Origin of the sequence: uncultured Oscillibacter sp. (assembly GCF_947654275.1) — a bacterium.
In the GTDB taxonomy this organism is placed as follows: domain Bacteria; phylum Bacillota; class Clostridia; order Oscillospirales; family Oscillospiraceae; genus Oscillibacter.
Map to the genome: position 1 here is coordinate 20,093 of NZ_CANTJS010000016.1, position 17,769 is coordinate 37,861.

At 60.0% G+C, this 17,769-nt stretch carries 18 protein-coding genes; 12 read left to right on the top strand and 6 right to left on the bottom strand.

Annotation, left to right across the window (positions count from 1 at the left end; translation table 11 throughout):
- Nucleotides 1-209 precede the first annotated feature (209 nt).
- The 6 genes from hisIE to Q0063_RS06035 all read left to right on the top strand — a co-directional run bounded on the left by hisIE (nt 210) and on the right by Q0063_RS06035 (nt 6,408).
- Nucleotides 210-848, top strand: coding sequence for a bifunctional phosphoribosyl-AMP cyclohydrolase/phosphoribosyl-ATP diphosphatase HisIE (gene hisIE / locus Q0063_RS06010; protein WP_297871116.1), 639 nt, complete (start codon nt 210-212; stop codon nt 846-848).
- Nucleotides 845-1,675 (top strand): histidinol-phosphatase HisJ family protein, encoded by an 831-nt coding sequence (locus tag Q0063_RS06015; RefSeq protein ID WP_297871073.1) that lies wholly within the window; start codon nt 845-847, stop codon nt 1,673-1,675. The genes hisIE and Q0063_RS06015 overlap by 4 nt, the downstream gene beginning before the upstream one ends.
- 327 nt (nt 1,676-2,002) lie before the next feature.
- A complete protein-coding gene (locus Q0063_RS06020; protein ID WP_297871074.1) occupies nt 2,003-2,356 on the top strand; it encodes a BlaI/MecI/CopY family transcriptional regulator in 354 nt (117 codons plus the stop codon).
- Between the two features lie 7 nt (nt 2,357-2,363).
- Nucleotides 2,364-5,633: a M56 family metallopeptidase gene (locus Q0063_RS06025; RefSeq protein ID WP_297871075.1), complete on the top strand. Its 3,270-nt coding sequence runs from the start codon at nt 2,364-2,366 to the stop codon at nt 5,631-5,633.
- Nucleotides 5,634-5,772: 139 nt separating this feature from the next.
- Complete coding sequence (locus Q0063_RS06030) at nt 5,773-6,078, top strand: DUF2089 family protein (protein WP_297871076.1); 306 nt, start codon at nt 5,773-5,775, stop codon at nt 6,076-6,078.
- A gap of 3 nt (nt 6,079-6,081) precedes the next feature.
- Complete coding sequence (locus Q0063_RS06035) at nt 6,082-6,408, top strand: hypothetical protein (RefSeq protein ID WP_297871077.1); 327 nt, start codon at nt 6,082-6,084, stop codon at nt 6,406-6,408.
- Between the two features lie 48 nt (nt 6,409-6,456).
- Here Q0063_RS06035 and Q0063_RS06040 read toward each other — a convergent pair whose 3' ends face one another.
- A complete protein-coding gene (locus tag Q0063_RS06040; RefSeq protein ID WP_297871078.1) occupies nt 6,457-7,284 on the bottom strand; it encodes a DUF6985 domain-containing protein in 828 nt (275 codons plus the stop codon).
- A gap of 160 nt (nt 7,285-7,444) precedes the next feature.
- Here Q0063_RS06040 and Q0063_RS06045 point away from each other — a divergent pair, with 160 nt between their 5' ends.
- Complete coding sequence (locus tag Q0063_RS06045) at nt 7,445-7,885, top strand: hypothetical protein (protein WP_297871079.1); 441 nt, start codon at nt 7,445-7,447, stop codon at nt 7,883-7,885.
- 12 nt (nt 7,886-7,897) lie between these two features.
- On the opposite strand, the gene Q0063_RS06050 is transcribed toward Q0063_RS06045, so the two are convergent.
- The 3 genes from Q0063_RS06050 to Q0063_RS06060 all read right to left on the bottom strand — a co-directional run bounded on the left by Q0063_RS06050 (nt 7,898) and on the right by Q0063_RS06060 (nt 9,794).
- Nucleotides 7,898-8,338, bottom strand: a complete 441-nt coding sequence (locus Q0063_RS06050) for a hypothetical protein (RefSeq protein WP_297871080.1) — start codon at nt 8,336-8,338, stop codon at nt 7,898-7,900.
- Nucleotides 8,339-8,344: 6 nt separating this feature from the next.
- Nucleotides 8,345-9,073 carry a DUF4367 domain-containing protein gene (locus Q0063_RS06055; protein WP_297871081.1) on the bottom strand — a complete coding sequence of 243 codons (729 nt, stop codon included), beginning with the start codon at nt 9,071-9,073 and terminating at the stop codon, nt 8,345-8,347.
- Between the two features lie 238 nt (nt 9,074-9,311).
- Nucleotides 9,312-9,794, bottom strand: coding sequence for an RNA polymerase sigma factor (locus tag Q0063_RS06060; protein ID WP_297871082.1), 483 nt, complete (start codon nt 9,792-9,794; stop codon nt 9,312-9,314).
- A 726-nt stretch (nt 9,795-10,520) separates the two neighbouring features.
- On the opposite strand from Q0063_RS06060, the gene Q0063_RS06065 reads away from it, so the two are divergent.
- From Q0063_RS06065 to Q0063_RS06085, 5 genes are all read left to right on the top strand, one after another.
- Complete coding sequence (locus Q0063_RS06065; protein WP_297871083.1) at nt 10,521-10,793, top strand: helix-turn-helix transcriptional regulator; 273 nt, start codon at nt 10,521-10,523, stop codon at nt 10,791-10,793.
- Nucleotides 10,780-11,133, top strand: coding sequence for a sporulation initiation factor Spo0A C-terminal domain-containing protein (locus Q0063_RS06070; RefSeq protein WP_297871084.1), 354 nt, complete (start codon nt 10,780-10,782; stop codon nt 11,131-11,133). The genes Q0063_RS06065 and Q0063_RS06070 overlap by 14 nt, the downstream gene beginning before the upstream one ends.
- Nucleotides 11,134-11,582: 449 nt before the next feature.
- Entirely contained in the window at nt 11,583-11,720 is a 138-nt protein-coding gene (locus tag Q0063_RS06075; RefSeq protein WP_297871085.1) for a hypothetical protein, read from the top strand.
- A gap of 77 nt (nt 11,721-11,797) precedes the next feature.
- On the top strand, nt 11,798-13,351 hold the full coding sequence (locus Q0063_RS06080; RefSeq protein WP_297871086.1) for a recombinase family protein: 1,554 nt from the start codon (nt 11,798-11,800) through the stop codon (nt 13,349-13,351).
- 97 nt (nt 13,352-13,448) lie between these two features.
- Nucleotides 13,449-14,201 carry a hypothetical protein gene (locus tag Q0063_RS06085; RefSeq protein WP_297871087.1) on the top strand — a complete coding sequence of 251 codons (753 nt, stop codon included), beginning with the start codon at nt 13,449-13,451 and terminating at the stop codon, nt 14,199-14,201.
- Nucleotides 14,202-14,367: 166 nt separating this feature from the next.
- Here Q0063_RS06085 and rpoD read toward each other — a convergent pair whose 3' ends face one another.
- Both rpoD and dnaG read right to left on the bottom strand, forming a co-directional pair.
- Complete coding sequence (gene rpoD, locus Q0063_RS06090) at nt 14,368-15,756, bottom strand: RNA polymerase sigma factor RpoD (protein ID WP_297871088.1); 1,389 nt, start codon at nt 15,754-15,756, stop codon at nt 14,368-14,370.
- Nucleotides 15,749-17,542: a DNA primase gene (gene dnaG / locus Q0063_RS06095; protein WP_297871089.1), complete on the bottom strand. Its 1,794-nt coding sequence runs from the start codon at nt 17,540-17,542 to the stop codon at nt 15,749-15,751. The genes rpoD and dnaG overlap by 8 nt, the downstream gene beginning before the upstream one ends.
- Nucleotides 17,543-17,769: the final 227 nt, after the last annotated feature.

Genomic DNA, 17,769 nt, shown 5'->3' on the forward strand with positions numbered 1-17,769 from the left:
CCGGGCGTCCTTCTCCGGTACAGAACACTGGTGCAGTTTCCGGAGGGCGTGGAGACCCGGGAGAGTTCCTGCGCGGTGTCCAACATCCGGCAGGCTGATGGAGCAAGGGACCGACAATGGGGGAGAGAGCCCTTTTTCTGCCGGGACCCGGGGCGCCGCCTGTGCATGGATGATTTAGACTGAAGAAGCGTTGAAGGAATAAGGAGCAGATTATGGATTTGAAATTTGATGAAAAAGGACTGATTCCCGCCATTGTTCAGGACCACTACACCAAGGAGGTTCTGACACTGGCCTATATGAACGCCGAGAGTCTGGCTGTCACCATCGACGAGGGCCGGACCTGCTTCTGGAGCCGCAGCCGTCAGGAGCTGTGGCGGAAGGGGGAGACCAGCGGGAACCGGCAGCACGTGGTGTCCATCACCGCCGACTGCGACGCCGACGCCCTGGTGGTGGAGGTGGTGAAGGATGGTCCCGCCTGCCATACCGGGGCGGAGAGCTGTTTTTTCAGCCCAGTCCACCTCTCTGAGGAGCTGAAGCAGTTCAGCTATGAGGGCCTTTACCGTCTGATCGAGGGCCGGAAGACCTCCCCCAGAGAGGGCAGCTACACCACCTATCTCTTTGAGAAGGGCCTGGATAAGATTCTCAAGAAGGTGGGGGAGGAGTGCACCGAGGTCATCATCGCCGGACGGAAAGAGGATCGGGCGGAAACCGTCTATGAGATTGCCGACCTGTGCTATCACGTGATGGTGCTGATGGTGCAGATGGGCATTACTGTGGAGGACGTCACCCGGGAGCTGGAGAAACGCCATGTGGTGGACCATAAGGTGAAGCAGGAGCGGATGCAGTGAGCGGACCCTTCTGCTCCGTCCATACCCACTCCCGCCTCTGCGACGGAACGAACTCCCTGTCGGAGATGGCCTGGGCGGCTTATGAGGCCGGGGCGGTTTCCTTCGGGGCCTCCGGTCACAGCCATACCCCTGCCCCTGTGGACGAGGGCTGCACCCTGCCCCTGGACCTGACGGTCTACCGGGAAGAGGTGCTGCGCCTGCGGGAGGAGTTCGCCGGGCGGATGGACGTACTGCTGGGCATCGAGCTGGACAGCCGTTCCGACATGGCCTTTTCCCCGGCGGACTTCGATTACTGGATAGGCTCCGTGCACCACCTGTATGACGGGGAGACCGGCGCATATTACAGCGTGGACTACACGCCGGACGCTCTGGTTCAGGGCTGCCGGGCCCTGTGCGGCGGGGATTTTCTGACCATGGCGGAGCTCTATTTTAAGGACGTGGCCCAAATGGCGGCCCGGAGGCCCACCATTCTGGGGCACATTGACCTGATTACCAAGTTCAACGGGGACGGCCGGTTTTTTGACGGGGACCATCCCCGATATCGCTCCGCCGCCCTGGAGGTCCTCCATGCCGCGGACCCGGCTGAGACGCTTCTGGAGATCAACACCGGGGCCATGTCCCGGGGCTGGCGGTCCACGCCCTATCCTGCCCTGTTTCTGCTGAAGGAGTGGCGGGCCATGGGGGGCCGGGTCATCCTCACCGCCGACGCCCACAGCGCTGAAGCGATTGTCTATGGCTATGACGAGGCGGCGGAGCTGGCCCGGACGGCGGGCTTCCGCCAGACCGCTCTGCTGACGGCCTCGGGAATTACGGACAGCCCCCTTTAAAGGCGGAGGAAGGGAAGAACGGAATCTGCCCCCAGCCTCCAGAACGAAGGGAATTACGAAGCTGTCAAGCAACCGAGAAACCTAAAAAAACCAAAAACCCGAAAAACTCGAAAAACCCGAAAAAACCGAAAAAGCCGCCGGCCTGTGCCTGCGGCTCTTTTTCTGCGCTTTTACGCCGGGTCTCTGTGAAGCGCCCTCGAGGTCCGGCCTGCCTCAAAAAGGAAAAATATTTTAAAAATACCGGGAACGGTCTTGACAGAGCTGCACTACTGTGATAGTATGGCACCATAAACTATTGCAATAGTTTGAAAGAGAGGATGAGCGACTATGAAGCTGTTTGACTCCGAGCTGAAGGTTATGGACGTGCTTTGGCGGATGGGGGACTGTACCGCGAAACAGATTTCCGATATCCTGAAGGAAGAGACCGGCTGGAACATGAACACAACCTATACAGTGATTAAGAAGTGCGTGACTAAGGAGGCGATTCTGCGGACGGAGCCCAATTTTCTCTGCCACGCTCTTGTGACCAAGGAGGAAATTCAGGCGGAAGAGACGGAGGAGCTGATCGGCAAGCTGTTCGACGGGTCTCCGGACCTGCTGTTTGCATCTCTGCTGAGCAGCCGGAGGGTCTCGGCAGAGCAGATTCAGCGGCTGAAGGAGATCGTGGAAGAAATGAGATGAGGCGTCTATGACTTTGCTTGAATTGAGCTGTTCCGGGGCCGTGCTGATTTTGGCCGCCGCCTGTCTCCGCCTGCTGACCCTGCGCCGCCTGCCCAAGGGGACCTTTGTGGCGCTGTGGTGGGTGGCGGCTCTGCGGCTGCTGCTGCCGGTGGAGCTGCCTGCCCGGCTCAGCGTGTACACATTTTGGGAATCCCTGACCCGGGCCACGCCTGTGCCGGAACCTGCGGTTCCCGTGACGCCCGCCCAGCCCCCGGTGATGGTGCTGCCCGCGCCCTCTGTGGGAATCACGCCCACCGTCCCGGCGACGGTCCCCGTGTCCGCGCCAGCCTTCCCGGTAAAGACCGCCGTGTATCTGACGGTGGCGGCGGTGCTGGCCCTGGCCTTTCTGGCGTCCTATGTCCGCTGGCGGCGGCGCTTCCGGGAATCCCTGCCGGCGGAGGGGGGCTGCGTCTCCCGCTGGCAGGGGATGCGGAGACAGAAGAACCCGGTTCAGGTCCGGGTCTCCGACCGCATCGCCGCGCCCCTGACCTATGGTTTGCTCCGCCCTGTGATTCTGCTGCCCAAGACCATGGACCTCTCCGACGAGGAGGCCCTCCTCTGCGTTCTGACCCATGAGGAGGTCCATATCCGGCGGATGGACGGCCTTTTGAAGCTGCTTCTGACGGCGGCTCTCTGTGTCCACTGGTTCAACCCGGCGGTGTGGCTGCTGTACGTTTTGGCCAACCGCGACATGGAGCTGCGCTGCGACGAGGCGGCGGTCCGCCGCCTGGGGGAGGACCGGCGGGAGCTCTACGCACTGACCCTGATCCGTATGGCGGAACTGCAAAGCGCGTCCGTGCCTCTTTGCAGCTCCTTTAGTGAGAACGGCATGGAAGAAAGGATCAAAGCCATTATGAGCATCAAGAAAAAATCCTGGCTGGCCTGCCTGATTGCCCTGGCTCTGGTGCTGGGGATGACCACGGCCTTCGCCACCACCGCCAAGCCCCAGGATGCGGACGCGCCCGATTATGAGGATATCGTTGACGGCGAGCTGCTGGCGGCGTCCTCGGCGGAGACCGCCGCCCTGTGGGACGAGGTGCTGGTGCCCTATCAGGCCTTCGGCCTGACCTGGACCTTTTACGACCCGGACCTGGACGGCAACGGCCTGACCATGACCTTTGAGGGCCATGAGGTCCGGGGCATCTTTGACGGCTGGACAGGGATCTGGATCAGCGAGCACGCCGGAAACGGGACCTACGGCCCCGACGCCGTGGAGCTCTACGCCATGTACGACGGCAGCGGCCTGACGGGCCTGCGCCTCGCCACCGAGGAGGAGCAGGCGGAGTGGACGGCGGCGCGGGAGATCGCCAGCACCGCCGAGGAAGCCCTGTTTGAAAGCGTGGCCTATGACGGCGGGACGGTCTCCTTCACCATCCCCGAAGGGGAGGGCAGATGGTCCCTCTTCATCCGGGGCCGCGTGGCCACGGAGGACGGCCTGGGCCTGAGCGTCCACTACCTGGCGGAGGAGAGCGAGCAGGCGGAGTGGGCCCCCGGTGGGACCTATTCCTTCGCCGTGGAGGACGCCCGGTATGACGAGCTGACCATGGAGGCCTCCTTTGAGGGGGCGGAGGCGTGGAGCCTAGACCTGACCCGGTTTCTGCCGGAGGACCGCCAAAAGCCTCTGAGCCTGCCCGAGGGCAGGGCGGACGTTCCCCAGGGGGACGGGCTGCTCTGGCCCGTGGACAGCGACCAAATCAACAACTCCTTTGGCGACCGGGCAAAGCCGGGCGGGGACGGCGTTGCGACCCACACCGGTGTGGACATCGGCGGCATGGAGCAGGGGACACCCATCTACGCCGCCGGAAACGGCACGGTGAAGGAGGCCGGATTCAACGCCGCTGATGGAAATTTCGTCCGGCTGGACCACGGGAACGGTCTGGAAACCTATTATGCCCACTGCCGGAGCGTGCTGGTGAAGACCGGCGACTCCGTGACCCGGGGCCAGAACATCGCCACCGTGGGCAGCACCGGCATGTCCACCGGGGCCCACCTCCACTATGAGGTGCTGGTCAACGGCCAGAGCGTGGACCCCCTGGGCTATCAGCGACAGACCCACAGCTATCAGATCAACTCCACCATCGTCGGTATGGGGAAGCAGGTGTCTCCGGAGGAGGGGAAGTCCGTTCCCGTCTGCGCCATTCAGGACGGCCTGATTCTCAACGCCGGCGTGCGGGACTACGGCTATGAGGAGAGACGGGGCCCCTTTGTGGAAATTCTGTACAACGGGACATCCACCATGACCTACTTCGGCTGTGACAAGCTTCTGGTAAAGACCGGGGACAAGGTCCGGGCGGGGGATGTCATCGCCTGGTGGAACAACGGCAATCTGTATTCCTACGGCGAGGGCTCCGCCGATGAGCTGGGCAGCTTTGATGCCGAGCGGCAGAAGTGGCAGGCCTGGGCGGCGGAAAATCTGGTGGACGGCGGCTATCCCCGGAACAGCCGGGGAGAGACCTACGGCAACCATTTCTTTGAGGAATACCTGGGCTATGAGCCGGACCTGAGAGCCGCTTCGTCAAGCACGGACGGCGACGGCTATGTCCTTCGAGAGGACCTGAGGTTTGAACTCAGCCTCAGCTCGGAGGAGCGCGACGCTTATAAAAACTGGTGCGAGGAGAACAAAGTCAGCGGCTATACGGTTCCCCTCTATGATTCGGAGCACAACCTGATCGGGACCCACGACGGAGTCGAGGATGGCCTGGCTCCCCGGAGTTATCATCAGGTGACGCTGGCGGAGCTGAAAGAGGCGCGGGCCCTGGGCTTCCCCAACGCCAAAGGCAGCGCTCCCCAGGAGGGGCCCGGCCACCCCTTCAAGACCATGGAAGAGGCCCGGGAGGCCCTGGCCAACGGCTGGCGGCGGCCCGACCCCGACGTGCCGGAGGAGGAGTCCGGGGCGCTGAGCGCCCTGTCCGTCCAGCAGGCGGCGGAACATCTGGCCAGGGACTGGCTGGTGGATGGGGAATATCCCAAAAACAAAAACGGTCAGACCTACGCCCCCAACGAATCCCTGACCGCCGTGGTGGGATATCCTCCCGACTTGGTGGGGGCCGTGGCCTCCAACGGAGAGAAGGGCTATGTGTCCCTGAAGGACCTGAACGCGGACGGGACCCATGTGTTCTGGGGCCTCTGGAAATCCCGTACGGACCTGGCCGCCGGCCAGTTCCGATCTCTGCCGGTCTACGACGAGGCGGGGGATGTGATTGGCGAGTTGATCGTGGAGGCGGACAAAAACGCCTGACAACAGAAACAGGGAAGAGGCCGTCTCACTGGGACGGCCTCTTTGTGTTCCGGTTGAGAAATTTGAATTTTATTAAAATAAAAGTAAGACTTGACTTTCATAAAATTAAAGTATATACTGAATATTGTGAAAGGAGGCTGTGCCGATGACCATGCTGCCCCCCTGGATGGCGGGCCTGGACGAACAGGAACTGACCTTTGTAAAGCGCTTTCTGCTGGCCTCCGGGTCGCTGAAGGAGGTGGCGGCCCAGTATGGCGTCAGCTATCCCACGGTCCGCCTGCGGCTGGACCGGCTGATTCAGAAGATACGCCTCAGCGACACGGCGGAGGCGGACCCCTATGTGGCTCTGGTGAAGCGGCTGGCGGTGGATGACAAGCTGGACTTCGACACCGCGAAGATTCTGATTTCCGCTTACCGGGAGACCCGGAAAGAGAATGGAGGATAAGGGATGCACATTGCTTCAAGAACGGTAATCATGGCTCTGGTGTTTCTGCTGGTGTTTGGAGCGGGAGGGATTTGTCTGCAAATCTTCCTGTCCCGGCGGGAGAGCCGCTGGCCGGGACTGGTCCTGCCTCTGCTGACGGTTCTGTATGCACTGCTGCTGGTGCTGAATCTTCGAGATACCGGCAGCGTGTCCCAGAATGTGCTGACGGTGGCTGTGACGCTGCTGGTGGGGAACATCCCCACGCTGGTTCTGCTGGCCGTTTATTGGGCGGCCCGGGAGAAACGGCGGGTGAAGAGCCAGATTGATATCATGAAAATTGACGAGCTGTAAATCGGATAAAAAGAGGTCTCCCGTTGGGGAGGCCTCTTTGCTATTGATTCAGAAAATGTCGCGCTGCTCCGCCAGAAACTGGGCCAGTTCGCCGGGGCCCTGGTCCCGCTCGATGCGGTAGCACTGGCAGAGGAAGGTCCCGCTTTCCCGGCTGAGGGCGGGGTAGTCCTGGAGGAACTGGAAGAGGAGGGTGTTTTCCATTTTGGCCCAGGCCTCCCTGACGGCGCAGGACTCAAATTGAGTCAGGCAGCCCTCGATGAAATGGCGGATGGGGGAGCTCATGGGGATTTCCAGGTGGGGCAGGGGCTGGACGGGGCGCCGGGCCAGCTGTTCCGCCGCCTTCTGCCGGAGCTCGTCCCGGCGGGGGTAGTAGACATAATTGCAGATATAGTCCTCTTCCATCAGGGAGGGACTGCGCCAGATGTCCAGGTCGCTCCAGCCGCCCAGGTAGACGACATGGCCGTTTTTGATGAGGCATTGCAGGCCCAGGTCCTCCTGCCAGTCACACCCGCCGCTCAGGTTCAATACAGGCAGGTCCGGGTCGGCGGGCTCGTCAATCTGAAGTGTGCCGAATTCCATGTACTGCAGGATTTCCAGCGGGTCCTGAATATGCTGGATGTCCTCGTCCAGCAGCTCTCCGATGCTGGTGGCCTCCAGAAGGTCCTGAAGGTAATAGCAGGCATATTGGCAGATTTCCCGCATCAGGCCCTCGTCTACCTCCGCCAGCCACTGGAGGGAACGGGCGGCATATTCCGGCGTGACGGCTTCGTCGCAGACGACCTCAATATCGCGCTGAAAATAGGGGAAGGGGGCGAAGCCGCACATCCGGCCGAATTCGTCTTCTCCCGCGCCGGTCAGTATATCCTCAAATTTCATTCGTATGGCCTCCCAGGATTTTTCCCCAGTATAGCAGAGGCTGCTGCTTTTCACAAGAGATTTCGAAAGAGAAGGGGGAGTTATTTCGGAAAATCACTGTCAGGCCAAGTTCTCCCGGCATACGCTGAGCATGTAAAATCCATTGGGGAGGGCAAACGCCATGGCACAGATCACTAATTTTTTTGCAGGAGCCAACAGCGGAGAGGGATTCCGGAACCTGTTTTCGGAGATGGTGGATATCGAGAATACATATGATTTCATGGTCCTCAAGGGCGGGCCCGGCGTGGGGAAGAACACCTTCATGCGGGAGATCGGCCGGACCATGGAGGCGGCGGGAACGCCGGTGGAATACCTCTGGTGCTCCGGGGACCCGGACTCTCTGGACGGCGTGGTGCTGCCGGAGCTCCGATGCGCGGTGGCGGATGGTACGTCGCCCCACGGGAGCGTATCAAAAGGACGCTTTTGCCGCCGGTATAAATTGATTGCCTGCCGGCAGGGCGGATGTTTGCGCGGAAAAAGGGCACAGCCCGCGCCTCTCCATGAAATGGGTGATTTTTACCGCATTCCGTATTTGAAGAGGCGCGGGCTATGCCCGAAATAATGGGAACAGCCGTCAGGCTTTGGCCTGTCTAATGGCGGTGTTGCAGTATCTCTCATCGCCGCCGGTGCTGTCTCCGGCATAGACAAAGGCCTTCGCGTAGTAATAACGTCCGATGACTCCCTGGAAGGTAATCACATCTTCATAAAAGATAATTCCGGAGCCCATCATTTCCGGGTAATCTTCGCTTTCATAGGTACGAATCCAGTTAAATGTTTTTCCGTCTGTGGATTCGTATACATAGATTGTTTTTACGCCCAACTCCGGCTTACGTCCAACAGCTGTCACATCCACAGTAATGACCATGGAACCATTAGGGTCTGCCGTCAACATGGCCCGGTATGCGTCAAGATACGCACTGGACTTCACGGACGCGGATGCCGCCGTGCAGAGAAGACTTGAAATCATCACCAACGCAAAAATCCCGCTCAGTAACCTCTTACCCAAACGCTTCACGCGATATCACTCCTGATAAATAGAATCAATAATGGTTTTTAGTTCCTGCTCGGAGAAATCTCCACTTATTTCACACTCGAAATCTCCATTCCTCCAGACTGCTTTCTGCCGCCCCATATCGGATATCAGTTTATGATCAATTCGGCCCGCAAAATAGGAAGTAATAACACTATTTTCTCTTTCTAAGGTATTAAACTCCTGTTCTTCCGCCTCGTTATACCGGATTAGCCCCTCCCCATCGCTGCTCTTGAACTCAGCATAGATTAAAATGCCGGTTTTACGGCAATTTACAGTGACTTTTACCAGCTCAAACCGCTCCGGTATCTCCTTGGGTGCAAGGGGCGCACGGATGCCGAAGGCTTCCATGGCCTCCTCCAGGCTCTGATAAGTGGCTTCCTCATCCACCTCCAGGGGGCGGAGCGACACGGTGGCATAGGGGGTGGAACCGCCGTCAAGACGGAAGATTTCCGCCGTCCAGCGTGCAATGACCGAGAACACATTCATGCCGAAGGCCTGTGCTGTGATGGAGCTGAGCAGCAGCATCAGCGCCGCGGCAAAGGGCAGCGCCCTGACAAAAAGCCTGTTTGAATGCCGTTTTTCTGGAACCGCAGAAATGTCCTCCGCAGTCCCGGCGTTCGCCGTCTCGATGACAGAGGCGTACCGCCGGCGGAACTGCTTCAGGCTCTCCTCCGGGTCAGTGGACAGTGATGCGGGCAGGGGACTGACCGCCTCCATCTGCTCCAGCAGGGAATCCAGCGCCTCAACGTCTATTTCCCCGCCGTCTGATGGATATAACAGGTCTGCCAGCTGGTCCTGCAGCCGCTGAATCTGGGTATCGCCCGGATGCCCCTGGATTCGCTCCGAACGTTCTCCGGCCCCACTGAAAGCCGTGTCCTTCCGGATCTCGGACATCGATTCACCTCCTATTCATGTATTTGTCGAATTGTGTCGAATGTAACGGGTTTTTTAAAAATCAGGAATTTTTATTTTTCAGAAGGAACTTCCTGCATTGCTTCCTGGCCCGGCAAAGCCGCATACGGCTGGCCTCCGGCTTGCAGCCCAGCCTGCTGGCGATTTCTTCATGGGATAATCCAACCTCAATATGGAGGTATAAGATCTGCTTTTCGTCCTTGCTGAGCTCCGATGGCAGCAGAGAGAGAAAGTCCGGCTGAGCCTCGCCCGCCGCAGGCTCATGCTCCGGCAGGATTGGAATTTCCCGGGTATAGTGGGCCCGGTTCCGCTCGTTATCCGCCATATTCCGCACCGTTAAGGTCAGCCATCCGGAAATATTGGGGTGATCCCGCAGCTGCTTCTGCTTAATCAGAAGAGTGGAGAACGCGTTCTGTACAATGTCCTCCACTGTGTTCTCATCCCACAATATGTAGTAGGCCACCTTCACCAGTCTGGGATAATTGGCGGCGTAGATGGAATCAAACCAGGTGTTCAAATCACTCACGAGTCTCCCCCCTTTCCTGAAAACTAACCGTATATATGATAATTCCTCCGGCTGCGCTGCGCAGGTCCGGAGGATTATTTTCTGCTCAGGCAGTACGGGCCCGTCCTCCCGGCTGTGTCGGAATGGCCCGGACCGCCGGTTTCCGCACCGCGCCGACCGGAGATGGCCCCCGCGGTTCAATGAGCGTATCCATAAGCGGAGAAGAAGCGGACCTGACGGATATAAAAAGTGAACCACTGGTAAATAGTACTTCCGAACTGAAAGGCCGGAAGTAATATGTGCCATGTTTTGCGGTTGCCACCGTTTACGGCGGCGGGCAAAACGGCTCAAATCTAATGTATTACTTCCGAATTTTTAATTCGGAAATAATAATGCGGCATTGCACCACAAAAAGAGCCGTATTTCCAGGGGTTTTGCAGAGGTTTACTGATTTTGGAAATCTGGTTACAATTTGTGTTTTTTATCAAATAGAACATACAGGGGGTAGGAACTACTCCTTTGCCGGGGCTCATTCTCCACCGCCAGAGCATGCCGTCCGCAATCCAACGGCGGCGTCCATGTCAGGCGCAGGGAAATGCGCTGCCGCGCAGAGGGCGGCGTGAAAAGGCGGCTCCGGACATCCGCCTTTTTTCGACAAAATAATACATTCATGAGGTATGCCTCATGGCGATGCAGACTGGCTTCCGGCAGAATTTTACTAAAATTCTGTAATCGGGAGGTCTTTTTATGCTGCGTCAACAATACAAAACACTGATGCGCCGCTTTTTCTCGCGGGAGATACGGAAGTACCGTTTAGAATGGAAGCTGACACAGGAACAGCTGTCGGAACGCCTGTGCATGGCGCCCCGCTCTTATGCGGATTTGGAACGGGGGATAAGCGGCTGTTCCGGCCTGACGGTGATACTCTTTATGGTGCTGCTGAAGGACGAAGAGGCCCTTCGGCTGATTCATGAGATCAGAAAAGAGCTGAAGGGGGCGGACCGGCATGACGCCGCGTGAGCTGAATCCCAGGCCGGGTGAAATTTATGACCTGCTCTATCGTCTGGGGCTTTCCGCGAACTCTTCCGCCTTTTTCCACCTGGCCTATACCGTCCGCCTGGCGGCATGCCAGCCCCAGCGGCTGCTGGCTCCGGCGTGGCTGTATCCGGAAACCGCCCGGCACTACCGGACCAGTCCGGAGACCGTTGAGCGGAATGTCCGGCGTCTCAGCGTGAAGGTCTGGAAGAACGGACGGGAACGGCTGTCGCAAATGGCAGGCGTCACGCTGGAGACCATGCCCACGCCTGTCCGCTTCCTGGCGATTCTGGCCGAAAGCCTGAGAAAGGGCCGCGCCGCGTAGCGGCGGAAGAATCATACATTGCCTGTCGGAACTGCCGGGCTGTTGTCCGGCCTGTGGGACGGGCAGCGGCGGACCCGCGGGGCCGTCTGCTGTCTCCGTTTCCGGCCCTCAGCGCTTTTCTGCGGCTGCGCCGGTACTGCGGTTTACCTCCTCCGGAGGAAAACCAAAACAAAAGGAAAAGCGTTCGTTTGTGCCATTTATCAGGAATTCGGTCCGTCTTTCAGGAGACCGGCAGTTCCAGGGACAGGCGTCCCCGGCGGTTTTTGGGGAGGAGCCGCAAGGCTCCCGCCAAAATCCAAAATCTAAAATCCTTCCATCGAACGCCCCCGCCTGACGGCCCGGGGCATTGATGCAAAAGCATATCAATCCGAAAAAGCAGATGCTGGATGGCATCTGTTTTTTCATACTTAAAAATGGCAGGGCATAGGATAGCACGGGAGGTAAATCTGATGAAACAGACATCTTTGACGTTAATCGAGGTGCGAAAAGGAGCACAAGAAAAACCTTCCGGCTCTGCCGCAGAGGATTTGATTCAGCGGGCTGTTACCGCCTGGCTTGTCGCCCGGCTCAGCACCCCTCACAAATGACGCCCGAGGGTCCGGGCATTTAAGTGAGTTCCCGGGGGACAGCCGCCCGCAAGGAAAGGCGTCCCGTCTTTAAGGGGGTGCAATCCATTCTCTGCGCCATCTATGTACGCCTGAGCAGGGAGGACGAAGACAAGCATCAGGCCGAATCTGAGAGCATTCAGAATCAGAAATCCCTGCTGACCGCCTATGCCGCCGGCCAGGGCTGGGAGGTCTACTCCATCTACTGCGACGAGGATTATTCCGGAGCCGACGGTCTCCGCCCGGACTTCAACCGGATGCTGTCCGCGGCGAAGCAGAAGAAGTTCCAGATTATCCTGTGCAAATCCCAGTCCCGCTTCACTCGGGATATGGAGCTGGTGGAGAAGTATATCCACGGCCTGTTTCCCGTCTGGGGCATCCGCTTCATTGCTGTGGCGGACAACGCCGACACAGAAGTGAAGGGCAACAAAAAGGCCCGACAGATCAACGGCCTGGTAAACGAATGGTATTTGGAGGACCTCTCCGAAAATGTCCGGATGGTCTTTGACCAGAAGCGCCGGGAAGGCCAGTACATCGGCGGATTCCCGGTTTACGGCTACAAAAAGGACCCCGCCAATAAAAACCGCGTTGTCATCGACGGCGAGGCCGCCGGGGTGGTCCGCCGGATTTTCCGGTGGTCCCTGGAGGGCCTCGGCAAGCAGAGCATCGCCCGCAGGCTCAACGAAAGCGGCATTCCGAGCCCGTCCCGCTATAAAGCCGAACACGGCTGGGCCTGCGGCGCTTCGGGCTCCGGCCTCTGGAACAGAACGACCGTCTGGCGTATCCTCCGCAATGAGATGTACACCGGCACCATGGTTCAGGGCCGACGAAAAAAGGTCAGCTACAAGTCAAAGCTCTTGATTGACGTTCCCCCGGACCAGTGGTATCGGGTGGAAGGCACCCATGAGCCCATCATCGACCGGGAGACCTTCGACGCCGTTCAGAGAAACCTGGCGTCCCGTACCAGAACCGACGGCAGAGGGGAAGTCCACCTGCTTTCCGGTCTGGTAAAGTGCATGGACTGCGGCAGCACCATGAGCAAGGTCACCGACTGCCGCCAGGGAAGGCCCCGGGTTTCCTATCTCCGCTGCAAGCGCTACGCCGACAGCGGCGGCGCGAAGCTCTGCACCCGCCACTCCATCCGCCTCGACAGACTGGAGGAGCTGGTTTCAGACCGCATCCGCTGTTATGTACAAACCGATTATAAACTAAAATCATCAGAATTGCAACCCCCAAAGGACGCTCATCTGAAAATTCTGGAGCAGGAACGAAAAACGCTGGCCGCTCAGGCGGAAAAACACAGTCAGGCCCTGAAAACGCTTTACCTGGACAGAGCTTCCGGCCTTCTGACCGGCGCGGAGTTTGCCGCCCTGAACCAGTCCTTTCTGGAGGAACAGGCCCGGCTGGAGCAGCGCCTTGCCGGAATCGACTCAGAGCTCTCCGGCTGTGAAGAATCCCAGGGGCAGGCAGACCGGATGGAACGGGCCAGAGAGCTTTTGAAGCTGGAAACCGTCCCCCGGGAGCTGGCGGCGGCCCTGGTCGAGCGGGTCGAAATCGGGGAGCGGAACCCCGTCACCGGTGAGCAGCAGGTCCGCGTCACCTGGAGGTTCTGACGCCGTACCTCCGGCGGACGAAAACTTTTCTCTGCGTCCTACCGTTACACTGCCCCACGTCATCGAACCCCAATACCCCGCCGCGGTGGACCGCTATGTGGATCTGGGGCGGTTCTACGATCTCACAGCCGCCAAGGCCGGAGCGGAGGCGGTGAAGGCCCATACCCATGCCTATAAGGCCGCGTATGTCCGGGCCTACCACAGCCTGAAGGCCGCCCGGCAGGTGGAGCTGGATGCCATAGCCTCTGTGGGGAAGGGCTTTGATTCGGAGCGGCTGGACCGCCGGGTGCGGGGCATCATCGCCCGGGAGCTGCGGGCCAGGGGGAACCAGGAGGGAAAAACCCTCCGCCGCTTCCTGGGCAGCATCACCCACAAGGGCGCTGTCTGGCGCTATGACAGCGTGGATGCCCTGTGTTCAAGGGTCTACGAGTTCGCGGACAGCTGGGAGCTGGCGGGGCCGGCTCTGGCGTTGATTCACGCCGCGGCAGTCGGGAAGGGGTGGGATACCATTGTCTGTCCCTCCCCTGAGGACCCCGGCCGGATGGAACATCTGCTGATTCCCGGCCTGGGGCTGGCCTTTGTCACGTCCCGGCCCGGCATGAGCTACGGGGAAAAACCCTATCGCCGGGTCCGTCTGGACGCCATGACGGCGGAAACAGAGGGGAAGAGCCGCCTGCGCTTTCAGGTCCGCATCGCCGCGCTGCTGCGGGAGGAGGCGGTCGCCGCCCTGAAGGACGCCAAGCGAAATCATGACGCGCTGGAATCCGTTTACAACCCCTATGTGGACTTCGACGGCGTCCGGGCCCTGGCGGCCCTGGAGGCGGGACGGCTTCTCAGCTATCTGGGCTGACCGCGCTTCTGGCACCCCCCATAATTGCTGTCAGCGTGCCGCCGAGGGCGGCGGCCCCTACACATTCCTGTAGGGGTCGGCCCCTGGCCGACCCGTTTGTCAGGAATTTTAACGTTGGCTATAAACAAGCCTGCCGGAAACCGGCAGGCTTGTCCTCGTGAATCCTTCAGTTCAGAAAGTCCTTCAGCTTCTTGCTGCGGGAGGGGTGGCGGAGCTTCCGCAGGGCCTTGGCCTCAATCTGGCGGATGCGCTCCCGGGTGACGTTGAACTCCTTTCCCACTTCCTCCAGCGTCCGGGAACGGCCGTCCTCGATGCCGAAGCGGAGCTTCAGCACCTTTTCCTCTCTGGGGGTCAGGGTGGAGAGAACGTCCATCAGCTGTTCCTTCAGAAGGGTGAAGGAGGCGGCCTCGGAGGGCTCCGAAGCGCCTTCGTCGGGAATGAAGTCTCCCAGGTGGCTGTCCTCCTCCTCACCGATGGGAGTCTCCAGGGAGACGGGCTCCTGGGCGATTTTCATGATTTCGCGGACCTTGTCCACGGGCATGTTCATCTCGGCGGCAATCTCGTTGGGAGAGGGGTCATGGCCCAGCTCCTGGAGAAGCTGGCGGCTGACCCGGATGACCTTGTTGATGGTCTCCACCATGTGAACGGGGATGCGGATGGTCCGGGCCTGGTCGGCAATGGCCCGCGTAATGGCCTGACGAATCCACCAGGTGGCATAGGTGGAAAATTTATAGCCCTTGGTGTAGTCGAATTTCTCCACGGCTTTGATAAGGCCCAGGTTGCCCTCCTGAATCAGGTCCAGGAACAGCATGCCCCGGCCCACATAGCGCTTGGCGATGGAGACCACAAGGCGGAGGTTGGCCTCGGCCAGCTTCTGCTTGGCGGTCTCGCCGGCCAGATAGACCTTGCGGACAGCGGCTTCCTCGGCGGGGTCCACGCTCTCGCCGGCTTCCTTCCGCCGCCGGAGCTCCGCCAGCGTCTGTTCCGCCTCGTTTCCGGCGGACATGGCCTGGGCCAGGTTGACCTCTTCGTCGGGTGTGAGCAGGGAGACCTTGCCGATTTCCTTGAGGTACATCCGAACGGGGTCGTCAATGGAGAAGCTGTTGACCAGGGTATTGGGGTCCACCAGCTCCTCTTCCTCCATGCTGGCGATTTCCTCGGCGGCGGGACCGTCCTCCGGCAGGTCCGGCAGCAGGTCGTCCTCAGCGCTGATGTCGATATTCAGCGCCTCCAGAGAGTCATAGAGCTGGTCCATCTGCTCGCTCTCCAGATTCAGGTCGTCCACGGACTCCATCAGCTCGGCGGATTCCAGCTTGCCCTTTTTCTTGCCTCTGGCCAGCAGCTCCCGGAGCTTTTCGTTGTTAATCAGCCAGCTGGCGGCGGGCAGCGCCGACACCTGCTTATCATCCAGCCGGATAATGCCGGCCCGTTTGGCCTCCTCGTCCGTCATGACGGCGGGGGGCTCCGTTTTGCCGGACTGCTTTTCTCCCGCGGCCAGAATGGCGTCCGCCTGCCGCTCCAGTTCCTTGGGAGTCAGTTCCTTTTTATCAGACATTCCGCTTTCCTCCAGTACCCGATTTGTTTTTATATTTATTCTTTCGCATGGCTGCGGCCAGCGGGTCTTCTCCGCTGGCGGTCCGCCGCTCCCATTCCTCTGAGATGACGGCTATGTAGTCCGCCAGGGCCTGTTTTCCGTTTTTCAGCGACTCAGGCCGCTGGCAGAGAGAGGTGATATGGCTCATTTCCTCCTGGGTCAGGGCCCCCGCCAGAGCCGGCAGGGTCAGGGCCCGGCCCTCCTCACGGGCCTGCCACAGCAGGGAAAAGACCCGCCCCAGCAGGGGAGAGGAGAACTGCTCCTCTTTTAAGGGCGGCTGAGGGGGGAACAGGCTGTCGTCCCGCAGCAGCAGGCGCAGCACGCCTTCCTCCGCCATGGCGGAACGGATGTTGTCATAGCGCAGGGAACGCTCCGCGGGCTGAGACAGGGCGGCGGGGTTCAGCTCCCTCCGCAGCGCCGCCCGGTTCTCCCGGTTCAAAAGCCGCTTGCGGGCCCGCTGAACCTCCAGCTTCATGGCGTCGGGGGTGATGCGGGCTGTTTCGGCGGCCCGGGCTGTGTAGATTTCCCGCTCCACCGCGCCGGGGAGCGTGGCGATCAGACCGCTGATTTCCGCGCAGTAGGCCACCCGGGACTCGTCGCTGCCAAGGTCGTATTTTCCGGCCACCTGGGCCATGCGGAACTCGACGCCGTTTTCGCTTCCGTTCAGCAGGCGTTCAAAGGCGTCGGCTCCCTGATTTTTAATGAAGTCGTCGGCGTCCTGCTTGACCAGCGCCCCATCCCCGGTCCGCCGCAGGGGGAGCTGGAGGACCTTGACGGAGAGCTCCGAGCTGCCAAGCAGCTGAAGGGCCTTTTCCGTGGCGGCCTTTCCGGCGTTGTCGTTGTCGTAGCAGAGCACCAGTTCCCTGGTGAAGCGGGAGAGAAGCCGGACCTGCTCCTGAGTCAGGGCGGTGCCCATGGAGGCCACGGCGTTGTTAAAGCCCGCCTGGTGGAGGGTCACGATATCCAGGTTGCCCTCGCAGAGAATGATGTTGGGCCGCTTGCTCTTCCGGGCCAGGTTCAGCCCGTAGAGAACCCGCCGCTTGCTGTAGACCGGCGTCTCCGAGGAATTCATATATTTGGGCTCGGACTTGTCCAGAACCCGGCTGCCGAAGGCCACCACGTCCCCCCGCGTGTCGATGACCGGGAGCATAAGGCGGTTTCGGAACTTGTCATAAAACCCGCCCCGCTTATTGTCCACAATCAGACCGGCGGTTAGCAGCTCCGACTTGGTGTAGCCCTTTTTGGTCATGGCGTTCAGAAGAACGTCCCAGGCGTCCAGAGAGGCCCCCATGCCGAAATTGACGGCGGTGGACTTCCGGATGCGGCGGCGCTCCAGATAGTCCCGCACCGCCCGGCCCTCCGGCTGCTGGAGAAGCTGGTAGTAAAAGCGGGCCGCGTCCCGGTTCAGCTCCAGGAGCCGCTGCCTGCGGCGGCCGGCCTCCCGGTCGCCCTCTTCCTCCGGCACCTCCATGCCTGCCCGCTTGGCCAGGAAGCGCACCGCGTCGGGGTAGGGGAGGTTTTCCTCCTCCATGATGAAGTTGATGACCCCGCCGCCTTTTTTGCAGCCGAAGCAGTAATAGAACTGTCCATCCGGCGAGACGGAAAACGACCCGGTTTTTTCACTGTGGAAGGGACAGAGGCCGAAGAGATTGCCGCCCTTTCTGGTCAGCTGTACGTAACTGCCCACGACGTCCACAATATCGCAGCGGGCGGTCAACTCATCCAAAAAGTTCTGAGGAAACGCCACAATGCCCCCTCCTTTCGGTCAGTTTAGCCAAAATATCCGCCATCCATACAAAAAGCCGGAGCCCGGACGGAAATCGGCGGGTCTTTCCCGGAGAAGCGGTCCGCCGTCTCCGTAAGCTGCGGACAACAACCGCTGTACTAAAGATATACGCCGTCCGGCTGGAATTTCCTCTTTTTTCTCAGGAATTTTTGAAAACTTTCTGCCGGGAGCCCTTTACATCCCGCTAG